The 18,196-nt window shown below is 61.3% G+C and carries 17 protein-coding genes and 4 pseudogenes; 5 read left to right on the top strand and 16 right to left on the bottom strand.

Annotated features, from left to right (window positions below; translation table 11 throughout):
• Window positions 1–64: 64 nt before the first annotated feature.
• Window positions 65–1,177 (bottom strand): CaiB/BaiF CoA-transferase family protein, encoded by a 1,113-nt coding sequence (locus tag HEP69_RS14400; protein WP_290559239.1) that lies wholly within the window; start codon window positions 1,175–1,177, stop codon window positions 65–67.
• Window positions 1,178–1,280: 103 nt separating this feature from the next.
• On the opposite strand from HEP69_RS14400, the pseudogene HEP69_RS14395 reads away from it, so the two are divergent.
• Window positions 1,281–1,466: pseudogene (locus HEP69_RS14395) on the top strand (FAD-dependent oxidoreductase); the annotation flags it as partial.
• 123 nt (window positions 1,467–1,589) lie between these two features.
• Here the strand turns inward: HEP69_RS14395 and HEP69_RS14390 are convergent.
• The 10 genes and pseudogenes from HEP69_RS14390 to dctP all read right to left on the bottom strand — a co-directional run.
• Window positions 1,590–1,864: pseudogene (locus HEP69_RS14390) on the bottom strand (integrase core domain-containing protein); the annotation flags it as partial.
• A 22-nt stretch (window positions 1,865–1,886) separates the two neighbouring features.
• Window positions 1,887–2,035, bottom strand: a pseudogene (locus HEP69_RS14385) (IS110 family transposase); the annotation flags it as partial.
• Window positions 2,036–2,065: 30 nt separating this feature from the next.
• Window positions 2,066–2,398: pseudogene (locus HEP69_RS14380) on the bottom strand (IS3 family transposase); the annotation flags it as partial.
• 125 nt (window positions 2,399–2,523) lie between these two features.
• Entirely contained in the window at window positions 2,524–2,817 is a 294-nt protein-coding gene (locus HEP69_RS14375; protein ID WP_290559238.1) for a transposase, read from the bottom strand.
• Window positions 2,818–3,006: 189 nt separating this feature from the next.
• Entirely contained in the window at window positions 3,007–4,233 is a 1,227-nt protein-coding gene (locus tag HEP69_RS14370) for a glycosyl transferase (protein WP_290559237.1), read from the bottom strand.
• A gap of 14 nt (window positions 4,234–4,247) precedes the next feature.
• Window positions 4,248–5,042 (bottom strand): HAD hydrolase family protein, encoded by a 795-nt coding sequence (locus HEP69_RS14365; protein ID WP_290559236.1) that lies wholly within the window; start codon window positions 5,040–5,042, stop codon window positions 4,248–4,250.
• A gap of 119 nt (window positions 5,043–5,161) precedes the next feature.
• Window positions 5,162–6,121 carry an alpha/beta fold hydrolase gene (locus HEP69_RS14360; protein ID WP_290559235.1) on the bottom strand — a complete coding sequence of 320 codons (960 nt, stop codon included), beginning with the start codon at window positions 6,119–6,121 and terminating at the stop codon, window positions 5,162–5,164.
• Entirely contained in the window at window positions 6,118–7,404 is a 1,287-nt protein-coding gene (locus tag HEP69_RS14355; protein ID WP_290559234.1) for a TRAP transporter large permease, read from the bottom strand. The genes HEP69_RS14360 and HEP69_RS14355 overlap by 4 nt, the downstream gene beginning before the upstream one ends.
• Window positions 7,401–7,874 (bottom strand): TRAP transporter small permease, encoded by a 474-nt coding sequence (locus tag HEP69_RS14350; RefSeq protein ID WP_290559233.1) that lies wholly within the window; start codon window positions 7,872–7,874, stop codon window positions 7,401–7,403. Before HEP69_RS14350 ends, HEP69_RS14355 begins: the two co-directional genes overlap by 4 nt.
• A 6-nt stretch (window positions 7,875–7,880) precedes the next feature.
• On the bottom strand, window positions 7,881–8,861 hold the full coding sequence (gene dctP / locus HEP69_RS14345; protein WP_290559232.1) for a TRAP transporter substrate-binding protein DctP: 981 nt from the start codon (window positions 8,859–8,861) through the stop codon (window positions 7,881–7,883).
• Between the two features lie 104 nt (window positions 8,862–8,965).
• On the opposite strand from dctP, the gene HEP69_RS14340 reads away from it, so the two are divergent.
• A complete protein-coding gene (locus HEP69_RS14340) occupies window positions 8,966–9,487 on the top strand; it encodes a MarR family winged helix-turn-helix transcriptional regulator (RefSeq protein WP_290559231.1) in 522 nt (173 codons plus the stop codon).
• 56 nt (window positions 9,488–9,543) lie between these two features.
• The gene (locus HEP69_RS14335) at window positions 9,544–9,708 is read left to right on the top strand and encodes a hypothetical protein (protein WP_290559230.1); all 165 of its coding nucleotides are present in this window, start codon (window positions 9,544–9,546) and stop codon (window positions 9,706–9,708) included.
• A gap of 220 nt (window positions 9,709–9,928) precedes the next feature.
• Here HEP69_RS14335 and HEP69_RS14330 read toward each other — a convergent pair whose 3' ends face one another.
• The 5 genes from HEP69_RS14330 to bhcA all read right to left on the bottom strand — a co-directional run bounded on the left by HEP69_RS14330 (window position 9,929) and on the right by bhcA (window position 15,419).
• Complete coding sequence (locus HEP69_RS14330; RefSeq protein WP_290559229.1) at window positions 9,929–10,927, bottom strand: glyceraldehyde 3-phosphate dehydrogenase NAD-binding domain-containing protein; 999 nt, start codon at window positions 10,925–10,927, stop codon at window positions 9,929–9,931.
• Window positions 10,928–11,025: 98 nt separating this feature from the next.
• Window positions 11,026–12,024 carry an iminosuccinate reductase BhcD gene (gene bhcD, locus HEP69_RS14325; RefSeq protein WP_290559228.1) on the bottom strand — a complete coding sequence of 333 codons (999 nt, stop codon included), beginning with the start codon at window positions 12,022–12,024 and terminating at the stop codon, window positions 11,026–11,028.
• Window position 12,025: 1 nt separating this feature from the next.
• Complete coding sequence (bhcC, locus tag HEP69_RS14320) at window positions 12,026–13,189, bottom strand: 3-hydroxy-D-aspartate aldolase BhcC (protein ID WP_290559227.1); 1,164 nt, start codon at window positions 13,187–13,189, stop codon at window positions 12,026–12,028.
• A 74-nt stretch (window positions 13,190–13,263) separates the two neighbouring features.
• The gene (bhcB, locus tag HEP69_RS14315) at window positions 13,264–14,232 is read right to left on the bottom strand and encodes a beta-hydroxyaspartate dehydratase BhcB (protein ID WP_290559226.1); all 969 of its coding nucleotides are present in this window, start codon (window positions 14,230–14,232) and stop codon (window positions 13,264–13,266) included.
• Window positions 14,229–15,419 carry an L-aspartate--glyoxylate aminotransferase BhcA gene (bhcA, locus tag HEP69_RS14310; protein ID WP_290559225.1) on the bottom strand — a complete coding sequence of 397 codons (1,191 nt, stop codon included), beginning with the start codon at window positions 15,417–15,419 and terminating at the stop codon, window positions 14,229–14,231. Before bhcA ends, bhcB begins: the two co-directional genes overlap by 4 nt.
• Before the next feature lie 167 nt (window positions 15,420–15,586).
• Between bhcA and bhcR the strand changes: the two genes are divergently transcribed.
• Both bhcR and HEP69_RS14300 read left to right on the top strand, forming a co-directional pair.
• A complete protein-coding gene (gene bhcR, locus HEP69_RS14305) occupies window positions 15,587–16,420 on the top strand; it encodes an HTH-type transcriptional regulator BhcR (RefSeq protein ID WP_290559224.1) in 834 nt (277 codons plus the stop codon).
• 62 nt (window positions 16,421–16,482) lie between these two features.
• Window positions 16,483–18,177, top strand: coding sequence for a sulfatase-like hydrolase/transferase (locus HEP69_RS14300; protein ID WP_290559223.1), 1,695 nt, complete (start codon window positions 16,483–16,485; stop codon window positions 18,175–18,177).
• Window positions 18,178–18,196: the final 19 nt, after the last annotated feature.

The following is an 18,196-nucleotide window of genomic DNA, read 5'->3' as shown; positions in this document are numbered from 1 at the left end:
GCTCTGGCACCAGCTTGGCAGATCTGGCGCACCAGACAAGGGTCCAATTTGCGCTGTCCGTCCGCTATGGATCCCAGGCGGTCAGAACGTCGGCCACCGTCACGCGCCCCGCATCCCCATGAGTGGGCGGGTCGGACGGTGTTGCCGAAAAGCGCGGGCAAGGGCCGGGCTGGACGATGCCGTCGGTTTCGACAAAGGTGCCCCTTGCGATGTTGTGCGGGTAGCCGGGCGCCTCCTCCATCGACAGGACGGGAGCGAAACAGGCATCCACGCGTTCCAGAATTAGGGCCCATTCATCGCGGGTTTTTTCCAGAAAGAGGGCGCACAGCGCATCCCGCATCGCGCCTTGCCGTCCCACGCCGTATTGATCGGCAAAGACCGGATCGTCCGCGCGGCCCACGGCCTCCAGCAGGGCTGCGAAAAACTGCGGCTCGATCGCGCCGATCGAGACATGGCCGCCATCCCTTGTCTCATAGCACTGATACCAGGCCGATCCGCCATTCAGCATGTCCGCGCCGCGCGCGCCGCCATGCCCCAGCCCCGCGGCCTTGAGCCCGTATTGCATCACCATCATCAGCGCCGCACCGTCCGACATGCAGGTATCCACGACCTGCCCCTCACCCGTGGCACGCGCATGGGTCAAGGCGGCCAGCACGCCGGTGACCAGCATCATGCCGCCTGCCGCGAGATCTGCCACGATGTTCTGCGGCGGGGGTGGCGGGGACTCTGCCGGGCCAATTGCCCAGAGCGCGCCGGAGATCGCCATATAGTTCAGGTCATGCCCGGCCCGGTCGCTGAGCGGCCCGTCCTGTCCCCAGCCTGTCATCCGGCCAAAGACCAGCGCGGGATTGCGCGCCAGAAGGGTCTCGGGACCTAGGTCCAGTCGCTCCATCACGCCGGGGCGGAACCCTTCGATCACGATCTCGGCGCGGCTGGCCAGTTCGACCGCCTGCGCATGCTGATCGGCTGTCCGCAGATCCAGCGTCACCGACGCGCGGGAGCGATCATAGAGGTTGAATTTCTGGTCGATCCCAAAAAGTGGCCTCTGACCGGGCCGTGCGATCCGCACCACCTCGGCCCCCATATCTGCTAGCATCATGCAAGCGAAGGGCGCCGGTCCCAACCCCGCAAACTCCACCACGCGTACCCCCGTCAGCGGGCCCTTTCGGTTCAGCATCCCCTGTCCTCCCTGAATCGGCGCGACGGTGGCCGGGGCGCGCGGTGGGGTCAAGTGCAGTTTGGCTTGGACCCACACCAAAAAGAGAGGCCCAAAAGGCACCATGACGACCCCTGACGCACCACGCGATCTCTTTATCATCGGCGGCGGCATCAATGGCTGTGGCATCGACCGGGATGGGGCCGGGCGCGGGCTGTCTGTGACACTGGCCGAACAAGGCGATCTGGCGCAGGCGACCTCGTCGGCCTCAACCAAGCTTTTTCATGGCGGTCTGCGCTATCTGGAGTATATCGAGTGAGCTACTCCGCAATAGTTGGACAGGTTCTGGCGTAGAGTGAGCTACTCTTTGGACCTGCTGATCGGGTTGAGTTGCTTCGGTTCGCCGCCAGTAGATCACAACGGGTGGTTTGGCGCCAAGAGCGGAATGGGGACGTTTGTGATTGTAGAAGTCCATCCACTTGGTGACACCGGCTTTGGCCTCTGATCCGGTTTCCCAAGCATGCAGATAAGCGCATTTGTATTTCAGGGACCGCCAAAGCCGTTCAACAAAGATATTGTCCAGCAACCGGCCTTGCCATCCATCCATTGCCCGGTAGGCGATTTTGTTAAGCAAAATCGGCCGAGAGGGGAGATACGCACGTTTGAACGCCGCAGGAAGCCTGTCCAGGCGAAGGATGTAAACTGGCTGCCCTGGACGCCCTTCTGAGGGTCAAGCGACGATCTGAGACCGATTGATCTGTTTCTGGCGCCTCATGATAATGCCAAAGACTTCGCGCGCGATGTAGCGTTTGAGGCTGCGAATAGCTTTGAGTTTCCAGATGCGATGCGTCTGGCGACGTAGGCCTGGGTGCGCGGGTCCACGCAGAACCCGGCCTCCAGCGTGTTCGATATGCGCCAGGCCAAAACCTTGCGGGTGTGCCAGTCCATGATGGCGACCAAATACACGAACCCCTTGCGCATTGGCAGGTAGGTGATGTCGGCCGCCCAAACCTGGTTGGGTCGCGTCACCCGCAAGCCACGCAGCAGGTAGGGGTAGATCTTGTGCCCCTTCGCGGCCTTGCTTGTGTTGGGCTTTTGATAGATCGGCATGAGGCCCATCCGCCGCATCAAACGCCGGATGCGCTTCTCATTGACCAGGTGGTCATTATTGCGCAGATGCCATGTCATCTGACGCACGCCATAGAAAGGCGTCTCCAGAAACTGCTTATCGATCAGGCGCATCAGATCGAGGTTCATCTCGGTCTCGACCTTGGGGTCATAGTAAAACGACGACCGCGAGATCGACAGCAAGGCGCATTGTTTGTCCACGGACAGACCTGGTAGGTTCGGCTCAATCATCTTGCGTCTCACTGGCCGGACCAGGGTTTGAGCTTTCTGGCCAAAAAATCATTGGCGACAGCCAGCTCCCCGATCTTGGCGTGCAGGTCTTTCACCTGCTCTTCGTCAATTTCCGGCGCTTTCCAGCCACCGCGCTCAAATACACCAGACGCGCCTTCAAGCAGCGCCCGCCTCCACTGATGGATCATCGTCGGATGCACGCCGAACCGACTGGCCAACTCGCTAACCGTCTCCTTGCCTTTCAGCGCCTCCAACGCCACTTTGGCTTTGAATTCTGGATGATGTTGCTTCCGTTGCGACATTTCTGATCTCCTTCGTGTTGAAGATCAGCAGACAGAAAATCGCAGCTTACGTCAGTGTCCGAATTTCGGCGGGTAGCTCAGGACACGTTGACAGATTGGAGAACCAAGACCGGTTGAACGTAATCCCCGTGGGGATGGAACCCAACGATCCTGCAGGACCAAGAAAGTTAGCCCCACTACCAAACTCGCTTAGGCTCCTTTGATTTCGTCATAGTCGTCGGCCACCGCGCGCAGCATGTCGCGCATAAGATCGGGATCGGCGGCGTTCACCCGACTCCAGGTTGCAATAAAGGGTGTTTCGGACGGGTTTTCCAGAAACACCTGCCCGGCCCGCATGATGTTTTCGGCAAAAAGCTCGATCGACTGCTCTTCCCGATGCCGGTCTAGCGTCAGCCCGTTCATTGCGGCATCGTTGTAATAGCTCTCCAAGAGATCCAGCGCTGTGCGATAATAGGTGGCCTTGAGTGTCCGAAAGATGTGTGTTGTAAAAACTGTGCCATCCGCCGCCAGCTTGCGAAAAATCGCCTTGCAGATATCCGTGGACATCCGGTTCAGCCCGGTACCTGCATCCTGCGCGCTCAGATCCTGGTGCTTGTGATCATAGGCATCTGCAATCTCTACCTGACAAACGGATTTCGGCGCCAGATTGCGCCAGGCCTCCGACAAAACGCCGATCTCCAGCCCCCAATCCGACGGGATGCGCAGATCAGGCAACATTCCCGTCCGCATGGCAAATTCACCCGATAGAGGATAGCGGAAAGAGCGCAGGTAATCGATGTAATCGCGATCTCCGATCACCTTTTTCAACGCGATCAGGATGGGGCTGATCAACAACCGGGTCACGCGCCCGTTCATACTGCCATTGCCGATCCGAGGGTAGTAGCCCTTGGCCAACTGATACGGGAAATTCGGATTGGCGACGGGATAGACCAGCCGCGTCAGCATCTCCCGGCTATAGGTGGTGATGTCGCAATCATGGATCGCCACCACATCGCTGTCACGACAGGCCATCAGATAGCCTAAACAACTCCACACGTTCTTGCCCTTTCCGGGCTCGGCCGGGTAAAGCCCCATCGCCTCAAGACGCGCGCCAATGGCTTTTTGCCGGGGGCTGTCGTTCCAGATCACCACATGATCCTGCGGCAGGCGGGCGAAATACTGTGTGGCATGGGTGAACTGGTCGCGGTCGGCACGGTCCAGGCCAATGATAATCCGGTGCAGATAGGGCACCTGCGCCAGCTCATCCACGATATGCGCCAGCGCCGGTGCCTCCAGCTCGGAATAAAGCGAGGGCAGGATCAGAGTGATCTTGCGCGACTGGCCAAAGGTTGTCACCGCATGTTCCATCGCCTGTACTGACCCGGCGCGCAGGTTATGCAGTGTCGCGATGTTTCCGTTTTGATGAAAGTCGGCCACATAAAGTCCTTTTCTTAACGAGGCAATCCAAGCCGGGTGAGCAGCGTGCCCAGGCTGTCGTTCCATCCTTCGGGTCCGGGAGCGGCGGCCCTGATCTGCTCGGCGGCACTTGTGCCCAGATCGGACATGGCAGTACCGCGCTCATTGGGCAGGATGATCGCATATTGGGCAGAAGCCAACATCTCGGCGTCATTGGGGGCATCCCCCAAGGCAATGATAACGCGCTTGCCCAGGCTCTCAACAATGCCGCGCATCTGATCGGCCTTGCTTGCGCCGTAACTCAGCGTTAGAAACCGTCCGCCTCGCCGGGCAAAGATACCCTTGTCCTGGAGGAGGCTGAGAAACCCCTGGAGCGTCGGATCGGCCCCCGTCCAGAGCCCCGGCTCGGAGAACTGTCGCTGAGCCGCCAACCTGGCCGCCACAATAGACAGCCCGGTGACCTGAGCGATCCGTTCAGGACCCATATCGCCAAACCCCTCAAAAGGCCGACGCAATGTTCTGGGAAGATCATCCAGCGCGCGCCGCAACCGGGCATACTCTGCGCGCTGTTGAGGCGCGGGCCCACTTGGGCCGACCGCACCGGCACCATTCTCACAGATCATTGGCCACTGGGCCAAGCCCAGCTCCTCTCTCAGCGGGATCATCTCCGCGGCGGTTTTCGAGCTGGCCAAGACCAGCGGCACGTTTAGGCGCCGCAACCGCCCCAGCGTCTGACGCGCGGGGCCATACTCATAGCTTTGGTGATCCAGCAAGGTGCCATCGAGATCGGTAAAGACGATCACATCCTCAGCGCGGGTTTCTTTGGGCATGTTTGCGGTCACATTCCCGGTTGTGGCGGAATTCGCACAGAAACTGAACAGATCGACCGTGAAATTGGCAGGCTTTGTGCAGCGATACGGTCACCGCTGCCCAAAAAATGGGCGCGGCATCAGAACACTGCGTTCAGAAATGTGGCCGCATGGTCAAAGACCTGTGCCGATTTGCGCTCTGCACTCACGAAATGGGCGCCGTTCGCGATCTCCACATACTGCCGATGTTCCCCGCCCAAGCGATCAAAAAGCCTCAGCGCATCGCTGCGGGTCGATGTCGGGTCGGCGGCCCCCCGGATCAACAGCGTCGGACACTTGATTCGGGTCGGATCATAAAGCGCGACGCCGCGAAATGCCTGCCACAGATCTGTCAGCGTCCCATTGGGCGCACGGAAGGCAGGCGTGTCATGGCGGTATGACTGCGGATCATCCGCAAGGCTGGATTGAACCAGCGCCTGAAAGACGGCCTCATCGCGCCATGCCGCACCATCGGGGATCTCTGCGTTCCAGCGGGCGCGCGTGGCCTCTTCACTGACCAGACGCGCGGGTCCCAGGGCCGGGTTGAAACGATCCGGGTGATCTGGGTCGGCCAAAAGGGCGCGCCATCCGGCATTGGCCTCGGCAAAGATCGGGGCATATAGCACCAGCCGCTCGACCTGCGCGGCACCAGGCCCCGCAGTGTAAAGCGCCGTAGTGATCGACCCCCAGGACCCGCCGATCAGCCGCAACCGATCAACCCCGTGCCGGGCGGAGATCCAGTCCACCGCGTCCGCGATATCCTTCACCGCGTCTGCGGCAGCCGCATAGGGCGCGCCGGACCGCTCCATATCCTCGGCATGGGACAGGCCATAGCCGCGGATATCCAGCGCGTATCCGGCAAACCCGTGCCGGGCCACATCCGCCAGCCAGCTCGCCCCTGGATGAGGGATATCGTAGAGGCGGCTGGCATAGGTGGCACCATGCACAAAAAGCACCGGCCGATCGCCATCCCCGCGCGCGCGCAGGTGCAGCTTGAGACCCCTCACATCGCTGGACGCGATCCAATGAGAGGATGCTGTATCATGGTCCCTCCAGGTCATCGGATCAGTCCTGGGATGGTCGTGACCAAGCCTGGTACCGCCCACAGTACAACCATGCCAGTCACAAAGATCGCCACCACGGGCCAGGCGGCGCCAAATACCTGGCCCGTGCTGAGCCTGTCGGATGCCCCTTTGAGCGCAAAGAGCGTGTAGCCGAAAGGTGGCGTCAGCGACCCTACCGTCAGGTTGATCATGAACAGGGTCCAGAACCAGATCGGATCAAAGCCCATGGCGGCGACAATCGGCTGATAGATCGGGATTGCCAGCAGCATGAATGCGATCTGGTCGATGAACATACACAGCACAAACGGGATCAGCATCATCAGCAAGAACGTCATATCCGGCCCCAGACCCAGGTCAGACATCATACTGACCAATCCGCGCGTGGCCCCGGCAAAGGACAGCAGTTGCGAAAACAGCTTGGCCGAGCAGATGATGATCAGGATCACACCTGCGGTGATAACGGCCGAACCAATTGCCTCGCGCAGGAGGGCCAAGCTGAGCCGCCCGCTGATCGCGGCGACGATCAATGCGCCGACGACACCCGTGGCGGCGCTTTCCGAAGGGGTCGCAATCCCCAACAGGATCAGGCCCATCACCGCAAAGATCACCAACAGAAACGGCGTCATCTTCAGCACCGCGCGCAGGGCCGACCCTGTCTCGGCTTGCGGTGGCGCGGGCGGCGGTACATCGCGCAAAAACACATAGCCCAGGGTCAGCGCGGCAAAGAGGAGCCCCGGCAGGATACCCGCCACCAACAGCCCCGCAATCGACACATCGGCGAGCGAGCCCACGATGATCGCCAAAAGGCTGGGCGGGATAATCGGGGCAAGCGATGCGCCCGCCAGGATCGTGCCCGCCGACAGGCGTGGGTCATAGCCGCGATCCTGCATCTGGGGTAGTACCGACCGGCCCAGCATCGCCGCCACCGCCACTGCCGATCCCGACAGCGCACCAAACACCGTGGAAAGCGCGATGGTCACCACATAGAGGCGCCCGCGCAGCCCGCCCACCAACCGGTCGACCGAGTTAAAGAGCACCTCGACCGTGCCCGACCGAAAGAGGATCTCGCCCATCAGCACAAACAGCGCCACAGTCATCAACGTGGGCGAGGTCGCCGTCTCGAACATCGAATTGGTAAAAAGACCAAAGCCGCGCGGCCCGATCAGCAGCATCACACCCACCAGGTTGAGCGCGAGGAAGCCGACAAAAATCTTGGTGCCCGAAAAGAGCAGCGTCAGCAACAGGCCGATCGCGATGATCAGGAATACCGCCCAGCTCATCCCCGGCCCTCCCGAATCCAGCGCGCAAAATGCAGCGCGGCACTGACCAGCCCCAACGCGATCAACGCCGTCAGCCACCAACGCGGAATGGGATGGGCGGCATTGGTCATCAAGCCCCGCTCGAACTGCTTGAAAGCCTCCCGCGCGACGATGCAGCTTGCCGCTCCGCAGGTCAGGGTCGCAAGGCCCATGTTCATCCGGCCGAGCCAGACCGCCGCGGGTTTGGGCAACGCATCCGGCAGGATGTCGATCGCGACATGGGCGGTGCGGCGGGTGATCTCGGGCAGGCCGCAAAAGATGGTAATCGCCAGCATGTATTGCACGACCTCTCCGGACCATGTGGTCGGCGCGCTGAATGCATAACGCAGCACGACCTCCATCACGTAAAGTGCGACCGCCAAAGCCAATGCGACCCCCGCCAACCCAAAGAGCCAGCGGGAGCTTGCATCATGCAATCCGGAAAGTGTCATAGGCACCTAGTCGCTGAGCCCGGCCTTGCGCGCAAGATCGCGCAGTACTGCGGCGGATTCGGGTGCGTTCTTCTCCGCGATGGACCAGACACCATTCGACCAGAGGCTCTCGAACTGTGCGCCTTCGGCCTCGGAAAAGCTGGTCATCTTCATCCCAAGATCGAGCAGTTCCTGCTTTTCGGTGACGGCGAGCGCGTCGAACCGTTCAATTGCCCCCATTTCCAGCCGAACCGCGGCCCGCTCAATGGCCGCCTGGGTATCGGCATCCAGACCGTTCCAACTGTCGAGATTGGCAAAGATCATAACCCCGACCTGCCCGAAAACCGGATCGGCCATATAGCCCGCGACCTCATACCATTTGAAATCCCGCGCCCCTGTCAGACCCCAGGCGGCCCCGTCCACAACACCTGTTTGCAGAGCGGAATAGACATCCCCACCACCCAGAACGACACCGCTGCCGCCCAACGCCTCGATCATCGGATGATATGAGACGGTCCCGCGGATCTTGAGCCCGTCCAGACCCGGTTCCCCGGCGATCGGCTCTTTCAGGAAATAGCGAAACCCCTTGGTGCCCGTGGCCGGAGCCGCGATCAGCTTCATGCCGTGATTGTCCTGATAGAACTGGTCGATAAAGTCGATGATGCCGCCTTCACGCCGCTTGGTCGGGTCAGAGCCGATGGCGTCTATCGCCAGCCCCACGGGCGTGGTGCCAGCATGATAGGCCGGGTGAGTAAAGAGCAGATCAAAGACCCCCGCCTGCACCGGCTCGAACTGTTCCAGCGGCGGCACCGCATCCGGGCCGGTAAATTCGACGGTGACGGCGCCGCCTGTCTCCTCTCGGACCAGATCCATGAACGGTTTTGCCATTTCGCGGGTAAAGATGAACCCTTCTGGAAAGCCGCCCAACATACGCATCTCCTGCGCCTGCGCCCATGTGGCGCTCAGCGCCAGAACCACGCCGCTGAGCGCGCCGATTACCTTGGTCATGTGCTCTCCTCCCTAGACGAGCGATGGAATCTCTCACCTCATATAGTTCCATATGGAACAGTTTGTAAAGTTCCATATGGAACCAAGCTGCTGTAGGAAGGGTTATGACCCAAGACCAACACCCCAAAATCGCACGGACACAGGCCATGGTGGATCGGTTCGGGCCGCTGTCGCTGACCATGCTCAACGACACGGGGCTTTCGCCTGTCTGGCGCCTGAACTTCCTGGCCAACTTCTTTACCGCGACAGTTTATCGGGAACTGTCAGAGCGGTTTGACCTGTCCCGGCCCGAATTCGTGATCCTGTATTGTTTACGCCAACAGCCGGGTTTGCTGGCACGGGATGTCGCGCAGGTGACGGGACAGCCAAAGAACTCCATCAGCCGGGCCATTTCGGATCTGGTGCGCAAAGGGGTGATCACCCGCGACACCGATCCACGCGACAAACGGATCAAACGCCTGTCTCTGACAGATGCGGGGTCAGATCTTCTTGCCCGCGCGTTACCGATCTTGCTCGACCGGCAGGCGACGATGCATGCGGCCCTCAGTGAGGCAGAGCAGGCGGAGTTCTTGCGCCTTCTCGACAAGATGATCCATGCCATGCCGAATTGGGTCCCTACAGACTAAAGCGCTCCTCTCAGCGGGCTTGCCCCACCGGTGCGACGAGCCGCGCCGCCTGCCGATTGGCAATCTGGATCGGCGCCGACCCAACCCGGCCCGAAGCACCGGTGACCGCCTTTGAGTACCAGCCGCTTCTGGGGTTGGCATCCGTGTGGTTGATGCCGCAGGCCGAGACCCTGATCGGCACGTCGCCGGGCGCCGGTTTGGGAACGGGCCAATCGGCCTAGAGTTCCAATGTGTCAAGATCGCAATGGCCTATAACGACAACCGCGCGAATGGTTTCAGGGATCATCGTGCAGCGCCCTCCATCACATCGCTCCGCAGCAGCAGGGGGATCAGGCGGATCCGCCGACTCTGCCAGACCACGCGTCTTTCGGAGCTTTTTGGCGATTGGCACAGGCGCTGACCTTCCGGGTCTCTCTTTCGTCCACAGGCGCGCCATGTGCATCAAAGCACCCGCGCGGTCATCCGGCGAGCCATGTCCAGCATCCGCGCCGAAAACCCCCATTCATTGTCGTACCAGCCAAAGATACGCAGCTGGCCGTTCCCGATCCGTTGGGTTTCCGGCAGCGCGAGGATCACTGACTCGGACCGGGCGCGCAGATCGGACGACACGTTGGGCCAGCCGGTCCAGCCCAACACCGGCGATGCCTCGGCCAACGCCTTAAGCGGTTCGGCCAGATCGCCCGTCGGCAAATCGCGCGCCTGCACAACAACATCCACAGCAGACACGCTGGCCACCGGCACCCGCACCGCGGCGCCACTGATGCGCCCGGCCAGATGCGGCAGGACCGTGTCGATCAGCTTGGTCGCACTGGTCGTCGTGGGCACCATCGACAACGCGCCCGCGCGGCTCCGGGCCAGGTCGTCGCGCGGGGCGTCGATCATCGGCTGGCTGCCGGTATAGCAGTGAATGGTGGTCATATGCGCCGTCTCCACCCCCCAGGCCGTGTCCAGAGCCTTGATCAGAGGTGCAAGCGCGTTTGTCGTACAGGAGGCGTTGGAGACGATGCGCGCATCGCCCAGCGCGTCATCATTGGCCCCCATCACCACCGTCACATCGGCTGCGGGCGACGGGCCAGATATCAACACCTGCCGTGCGCCCCGGGCCACGCCACGCTCGACCCAGTCGCGGGTCGTGGCTTTGCCTGTGCATTCCAACAGCAGATCCACCCCCGACAGATCCACCTCCAGAGCCGGAGAACGACTATAGGCGATTTCCGTTCCGTTCACGATCAGCGTGTCATCGGCCGTCGAGATATCGCCCGGAAATGGTCCAAAGACGCTGTCAAAACGCAGGAGATACGCAATGGTCTCCAGCGGCGCGAGATCGTTAAGATGCGTGACACAGAGCTGACTCTGCGGCCCTTGCAAGGCGATCTGGCGCAGAATAGTGCGTCCAATCCGGCCAAGACCGTTGATCGCAAGAGTGATGTTCTGGGACATGGCGCGCCTTTCGATAGACCGGGCGGGGTGGGAGAAATCCCCGCCCGGCAAGGCTTAGGCAATGGGCGCGCCAAGTGCCAGAGCCAGTCTTGTGTCGCTTAGAAGTCCACCTTCAGTGCCACACCACTGTCCTGTGCCAGATCGACCGCAACACGTGCGACCGCCAGATCCTGAAGCCCGACACCGGTTCCGTCGAATAGCGTGATGTCCTCTTCGCTTGTGCGTCCCGCGTGGTCGCCATTGATGACCGCGCCGATCTCGACAATCTGGTCGGCGCTGAGCGTTCCGTTGGCGATGGCGTGCTGCGCCTCGCCGATGGACACAGACTGCGCGATCTCATCGGTGAAGACAGTGGCGCGGGTCAGCAGGGCGGCTTCGACCTCCTGCTTGCCCTTGGTGTCGGTGCCCATGCAGGCGACATGCGTACCGGGGCGGACCTGAGCGTCCATCAGGATCGGGTCAAAGGACGAGGTGATCGAGATTATGACATCGGCTTGCGCGCCCAAATCGTCAAGCGAGACAGCCTCGAATGGCAGGCCAAGTTCGGTCGCTGTCTGCTCAAGACGCGACAGCATCTCAGGGTGATAGTTCCATCCTAAGACCTTGTCGAAATCGCGCTGCGCCACGGCGGCGCGCATCTGAAACGCCGATTGGTGACCCGCCCCGATCATGCCCAAAACGCGAGCCTGCTTGCGCGCGAGGTGTTTGATTGACACGGCCGAGGCCGCTGCCGTCCGCAACGCCGTCAGGAGGTTGCCGCCCACAAGCGCCTTGACCCGGCCTGTATCAGCGTCGAACAGAATGACGGTCGACTGGTGATTGGTCAGGCCTTTGGCCTCGTTGCCGGGCCAATAGCCACCGGACTTCAGGCCCAGCGCCAGGCTGTCGCGGTCAAAACCGGACTTGAAGCCGTAGAGCGCATCCGCATGACCGATGGATTCGCGTATGACCGGGAAGTTATAAGCCGATTTGCGCGCCATCGCGGCAAAGGTGGCCTCGACAGCGTCAAAGGCGATCTGCGGGGTGATAAGCCCTGCGATCTCGGCTTCGGGCACGATGGTGACGGCGGTGTCTGCCTTTGGCGTATCCAGTCCCATATCAGTAAGCTCGCCCGCGTGCGGAGACGGGCCAGACCGTTTCCACCTTGCCGTCGCGCACACCGACATACCAATCATGCACGTTGCAGGTCGGATCGCAGTGACCCGGCACCAGTTTCAGCTTGTCGTTCACGTTGAGCACGCCATCCGGATCGGCGACCACGCCATGCTCATCCGAGCATTTGACGTATTCCACATCCGTCCGGCCAAACACCACGGGCAAGCCGCTATCGACGGACTGGGCTTTCAGCCCGGCATCCACGATGGCCTTGTCGGCCTTGGCATGGCTCATGACGCTGGCCAGCAGGAACAGCGCATTCTCCCATTCGCCCTGGTCGATGCGGTTGCCATCCTTGTCGAGGATACGACCATAGTCAGCATCCATGAACGCATAAGAGCCACATTGAAGCTCGTTATACACGCCCGAGGTCGATTCAAAGTAATACGAACCCGTGCCGCCCCCGCCAACGATGTCGCATTCGATGCCGTTTGCCTTCAAGGTGTCCACCGCGTCCTTTACCATCGCCACCGCGATGTCGATCTTGGCCTTGCGGTCGTCATAGCTGTCCATGTGCTGCATCGCGCCCTGATACGCTTGGATGCCCGCGAATTTCAGGCCCTCCGCGGTGTCGATGGCCTTGGCGATCTCGACCACTTGGGGTGTCGTGGTCACACCGCAGCGGCCCGCGCCACAGTCGATTTCCACAAGGCATTCGATTTCGGTGCCGTGCTTTTGCGCCGCCGCCGACAGGTCGGCCACATTGGCCAGATCGTCAACGCAACAGATCGTCCGCGCGCCGAGCTTGGGCATGCGGGCCAGACGGTCGATTTTGGCCGGGTCGCGGACCTGGTTGGAGACCAGAACGTCCTTGATACCGCCGCGGGCGAACACCTCGGCTTCGGAAACCTTCTGGCAGCAGACGCCACAGGCGCCGCCCAGTTCGATCTGGAGCTGCGCCACGTCGACGGATTTGTGCATCTTGCCATGCACGCGGTGGCGCATGCCGTGGGCCTTGGCATAGTCGCCCATCTTCTTGATATTGCGCTCAAGCGCGTCCAGATCGAGCACCAGCGCGGGCGTCTGGATGTCGGCCTCGTCCATGCCGGGCAGTGCCGGGATGTCATAGCCCACTTCATATGCGTCAAGGTTGGTTATGTCTTTCATCTTCTCTCTCTCCCATGTTTTTCGGGGGGTGGCGGGACAAGTCCCGCCCTACGAATGTTGCGCTAGGGCGGGATTCATTCCGCCATCCATGGCAGCTTTGCCAGATCGACATTGCCACCGGTGATGATCACGCCGACGCGCTTGCCTTGGAACCGTTCCTTGTTCTTGAGGATCGTCGCCAACGGCACGGCGCAGCTGGGTTCCATCACGATTTTCATGCGCTGCCAGGTCAGTTTCATCGCGTCGATGATCTCCTGCTCCGAAGCGGTCAGGATGTCGGTGACGTGGTTGGACACGAAATGCCAGGTCAGCTCCTTGAGCGGAACCTTGAGCCCGTCCGCGATAGTCTGCGGCGCATCGTCGGCGATGATACGTCCCGCCTTGAAGCTGCGATAGGCATCGTCGGCCTGTTCGGGTTCGGATGCGATGATCTCCACCTCGGGTGCCAGGGTCGACAGGGTCAGACATGTGCCGGAAATCATGCCACCGCCGCCGATAGGCGCCACCATCATGTCCACCCCGCCGGTCTGCTCCATGAATTCCCGCGAACAGGTGCCCTGCCCCGCGATCACTCGCGGGTCGTTGTAAGGGTGCACAAACTCGGCCCCGGTCTTCTCCTGAACTTCGGCAAAGACGGCCTCGCGCGAAGTGGTGGAGGGCTCGCATTCGGTGATGATCCCGCCGTAACCGCGCACGGCGGCTTTCTTGGCCTCGGGTGCGGTACGCGGCATGACCACGTGACACGGGATACCCCGGCGCCCTGCCGCATAGCTGAGCGACAACGCATGATTGCCCGACGAATGGGTGGCCACACCCTTGGCGGCGATATCGTCCGACAGGCCAAATACGGCGTTCGACGCGCCGCGCACCTTGAAGGCACCGGCCTTTTGAAAGTTCTCGCACTTAAAGAACAGATCGGCCCCCGTCAGTTCGTTGAAATAGGACGAGGTCAGCACCGGCGTGCGATGGATATAGGGCTCGATCCGCGCATGCGCATCCAGCATATCCTGAAAGGTGGGAATGGTGAGGGTCATGTCTTTCATTGTGCTGCCATTTTGTCTGCGGTGGAACCATAGCGATAGACGTTCTGGGCCGCGGCCACGCCAGCGCCCAACTGGATCGGCAGACCCAGATCGGCCATGACCATCTCGGCCGTGGCAATGCCCGACAGCGCCATGGCGTCGGTCATCGAGCCCAGATGCCCGATCCGGAACACCTGGCCCGCAACGTCACCCAACCCGGTGCCGAACGCCATGCCATAGCTTTCGGCCGCGTGGGACACGATATCGCTGGCATTGAACCCTTTGGGCGTGCGGATCGCTGTTACGGTGTTGGAGTATAGATCGGGTGACGTTGCACAGGGCCGCATCTCCCAAGCAAAACTCGCGGCACGGACACCAGCGGCAATACGGGCATGGCGGGCAAAGACCGCGTCCAGCCCTTCTGCAAGCAACATCTCGGTGGCCAGTTTCAGCCCGTTCATCAGACCCACTGCCGGGGTATAGGGATAGGCGTTGGCCTCATACCCCTTGCGCATGTCGTCAATCGACCAGAAGGTGCGCGGCAGCGTGTTGGACTTGGATGCGGTAACCGCCTTGTCCGAAAATCCGACTATGGCCAGACCCGCAGGCAGCATGAACCCTTTCTGCGACCCGGTCACAGCCACATCCACGCCCCAGTCGTCAAAGCGGAAATCCATCGACCCGATAGAGCTGACCCCATCGACGAACAGAAGCGCATCATGACCTGCCGCATCCATCGCGCGGCGCAAGGCGGCGATATCGGACACCACGCCCGTGGCGGTTTCATTGTGCGTCGCCAGAACAGCCTTGATCTTGCCCTGGGTATCCGCGCGCAGGATCTCTTCAAACCGCGCGGCTGGCAGGCCATCGCCCCACGCCACATCGACCACCGTCACGTCGAGGCCGAACCGCTGACACATATCGATCCACTTGTGGCTGAACATGCCGTTGCGGGCGGCCAGCACACCATCGCCGGGATTCAGCGTGTTGGTCAGCGCCGTCTCCCAGCCGCCCGTGCCCGAGGCGGGGAAGATAAATGTCTCGCCTGCGGTCTGTTTCATCACGGCGCGTACCCCATCCAGCGCGGGATGCAGGATCGACGCGAACAGCGGCGAGCGGTGGTCGATCGTCGGCATATCGCAGGCTTTGCGGATCGCCTCGGGGATATTCGTCGGGCCGGGGATGAAAACCGGATTCTGAAAGCTCATAGCGTGTCCTCCCTCGCGTTGGGTTGGCCCTTTTTATGGACGGGTTCGCCAGCGCGCTCAATTTTTTTGAAAAAGTTTTTCATAAGAGGATTGCGCAGAAAAAGCACGTATTTACAGAGCGTTATATTTTTCATACGTTGAAAGCGTTTTTCATGAAAGGAGTCCAGATGGTCGATTCTCCACAGAAATCCACAGAATCGCGCCGCGCCCGTGGCCGCCCGCGCGACTGGCATGACAAGACCGGGCAGAACACGATCAAATCTCTGGACCGGGCGCTGGAAATGCTCGACCGGTTGTCGGAAATCGGTGGCGCCACCCTGTCGGAACTGGCCGAGGCCACTGAACAGTCCCCCGCCACGGTCTACCGCGTGTTGATCACGATGGAGGGGCGCGGCATGGTCGAGTTCAACCCCGCCACCCAGGTCTGGAACGTAGGCGCACGCGCCTTCCTGATCGGCTCGTGGTTTTTGCGCCGAACCAATCTGGTGGAACGTGCACGCCCCATCTTGCGACAGCTGATGGAAGCGACCGGTGAGACCGCCAATCTGGGCATGGAACGCGGCGGGCAGGTTCTGTTTCTCAGCCAGGTCGAGACCCATGCCTCGATCCGCGCTTTTTTTCCGCCCGGAACGCTGTCGCCCATGCATTCATCGGGCATCGGCAAAGCGCTGTTGGCACAGGTTGGTGCGGAGCGCGTGCGCGATATCGTGCGGGACCACGGGCTGGACCGGTTCACAGCCCACACGTTGACCGATCTGCCCAGCCTTGAACGCGATCTGGCAGCGACCCGCACCCGGGGCTATTCCATCGACGCCGAAGAGCGCAACGAAGGCATGAAATGCGTGGCCTCTCCGGTCTTCGACATCCATGGAGAAGCGGTTGCCGGCCTGTCTGTCTCGGGCCCGGCCTCGCGCATACCAGATGATCAGATCGCGCGGCTCGGCGGCGAGGTGGCGCGCGCCGCGACCGAGCTGTCGCGCGCGATCGGCGCAGATCGTTAACATATTAAGGCTTGCAAACCGGTCGGTTTCCCGGCCCAATCGACAGCATGGGGAGAACCGGCATGGCCAAGGCGAAAAACATCCTGTTCATCATGTTCGACCAACTGCGGTGGGATTATCTGAGCTGTTATGGGCATCCGTATCTGGACACGCCGAATATCGACTGTTTGGCCTCCTTGGGCGTGCGGTTTGACCGGGCCTATATCCAGTCGCCGATCTGCGGGTCCTCGCGCATGTCGACCTATACCGGGCGCTATGTGCATTCGCATGGCGCCTCCTGGAACGGCATTCCGCTGAAAGTGGGCGAGATGACGATGGGCGATCATCTGCGCAGCGCAGGCATGGGCGCATGGCTCGTGGGTAAGACCCATATGCGCGCGGATGCCGAAGGCATGGCGCGGCTGGGGCTGGAGCCCGACAGCCTGATCGGTGCCCGCGTTGCGGAATGCGGCTTTGACGTCTACGAGCGCGACGACGGCATGCTGCCCGAAGGTCCGGACGGTCCTTATGATCCGGACGGCGCCAAGGCCTATAATGCCTATCTGCAAGACAAGGGCTATGACAGTGACAACCCGTGGCACGACTTTGCCAATTCAGGCCTCGATGACGAGGGCAATGTGCTTTCGGGCTGGTTCCTGAGAAACGCGCCCAGGGCCGCGAATGTCGAAGAGGCGGACAGCGAAACCCCCTATCTCACCCGTCGGGGCATGGCGTTCATCGAACAGGCCGATGGTCCCTGGTGCTGTCACCTGAGCTACATCAAGCCGCATTGGCCTTACATCGTGCCCGAACCCTATTGCGACATGTATGGCCCCAATCAGGTTTTGCCGCCGGTCCGCTCGCAGGCAGAGTTCGACACCGCGCATCCGGTGCTCAAGGCGTTCATGACCACCAAGATCGGCGAAACCTTCAGCCAGCAGCATGTGCGCGAAGCAGTGATCCCCGCCTATATGGGACTGATCAAGCAATGCGACGACCAGATGGGTGTTCTGTTTGACTGGCTGGAGGACACCAGTCGGATGGACGAGACGATGATCGTGCTGACCTCGGATCACGGGGATTTCCTGGGCGATCACTGGATGGGGGAAAAGACGTTCTTTCACGACACCTCGACCAGGGTGCCGCTGATCGTCTACGATCCCTCACCCGAGGCAGACGCGACCAGGGGCACGGTCTGCGATGCGCTGGTGGAGTCAATTGATCTGGCACCAACCTTTGTGGAGGTGGCAGGCGGCGCAACGGCCGGGCATATCCTGGAAGGGGAATCGCTGCTGCCGATCCTGCATGGCGCGCGGGCCGAGACGTTGAGGGAGTATGTGATCTGCGAATATGACTACTCCGGGTCTCCGCTCGCGGCACGGCTGAACCTCAATGTACGGGATGCCGTGATGTTCATGATCGCCAATAAGCGCTGGAAGCTGATCCATTGCGAAGGGGGATACCGCCCGATCCTGTTCGATCTGCAAAACGACCCCGATGAACTGACCGATCTGGGCGACAGCCCGGATCACGCCGAGGTGCTGGCCCAGATGTATGACAAGCTTTTCGAATGGGCGCGGCGCCCGTCCCAGCGCACGACCCGGTCCGAGGCGCAGCTCTTGGAGATGCGCGGCGACGCGGGGCGACGCGGCGTGGTGATCGGGATCTATGACGAGAATGACACGCCGCTGGAGCTGACCACCAAGTACCGCAGCCGCAAGGCCCCGCACTGGCGCGACCGGCATGGCAATCCGGTGCGGGTGGAGGATGAGAACTGACGCCGTAGGGCGGGACTTG

Source organism: Aestuariivita sp. (genome assembly GCF_021404545.1).
GTDB lineage: Bacteria > Pseudomonadota > Alphaproteobacteria > Rhodobacterales > Rhodobacteraceae > Aestuariivita.
This window is presented reverse-complemented; position numbering and strand designations above follow the sequence as displayed.

Coding starts and splice junctions, on each gene's coding strand:
- bhcC (WP_290559227.1), bottom strand. CDS start 13,189: ATGAAAGACATAACCAACCTTGACGCATATGAAGTGGGCTATGACATC.
- dctP (WP_290559232.1), bottom strand. CDS start 8,861: ATGACCAAGGTAATCGGCGCGCTCAGCGGCGTGGTTCTGGCGCTGAGC.
- HEP69_RS14375 (WP_290559238.1), bottom strand. CDS start 2,817: ATGTCGCAACGGAAGCAACATCATCCAGAATTCAAAGCCAAAGTGGCG.
- HEP69_RS14355 (WP_290559234.1), bottom strand. CDS start 7,404: ATGAGCTGGGCGGTATTCCTGATCATCGCGATCGGCCTGTTGCTGACG.
- HEP69_RS14330 (WP_290559229.1), bottom strand. CDS start 10,927: ATGTCCCAGAACATCACTCTTGCGATCAACGGTCTTGGCCGGATTGGA.
- HEP69_RS14340 (WP_290559231.1), top strand. CDS start 8,966: ATGACCCAAGACCAACACCCCAAAATCGCACGGACACAGGCCATGGTG.
- bhcA (WP_290559225.1), bottom strand. CDS start 15,419: ATGAGCTTTCAGAATCCGGTTTTCATCCCCGGCCCGACGAATATCCCC.
- HEP69_RS14365 (WP_290559236.1), bottom strand. CDS start 5,042: ATGCCCAAAGAAACCCGCGCTGAGGATGTGATCGTCTTTACCGATCTC.
- HEP69_RS14350 (WP_290559233.1), bottom strand. CDS start 7,874: ATGACACTTTCCGGATTGCATGATGCAAGCTCCCGCTGGCTCTTTGGG.
- HEP69_RS14360 (WP_290559235.1), bottom strand. CDS start 6,121: ATGACCTGGAGGGACCATGATACAGCATCCTCTCATTGGATCGCGTCC.
- HEP69_RS14300 (WP_290559223.1), top strand. CDS start 16,483: ATGGCCAAGGCGAAAAACATCCTGTTCATCATGTTCGACCAACTGCGG.
- bhcD (WP_290559228.1), bottom strand. CDS start 12,024: ATGGGACTGGATACGCCAAAGGCAGACACCGCCGTCACCATCGTGCCC.
- bhcR (WP_290559224.1), top strand. CDS start 15,587: ATGGTCGATTCTCCACAGAAATCCACAGAATCGCGCCGCGCCCGTGGC.
- bhcB (WP_290559226.1), bottom strand. CDS start 14,232: ATGAAAGACATGACCCTCACCATTCCCACCTTTCAGGATATGCTGGAT.
- HEP69_RS14400 (WP_290559239.1), bottom strand. CDS start 1,177: ATGCTGAACCGAAAGGGCCCGCTGACGGGGGTACGCGTGGTGGAGTTT.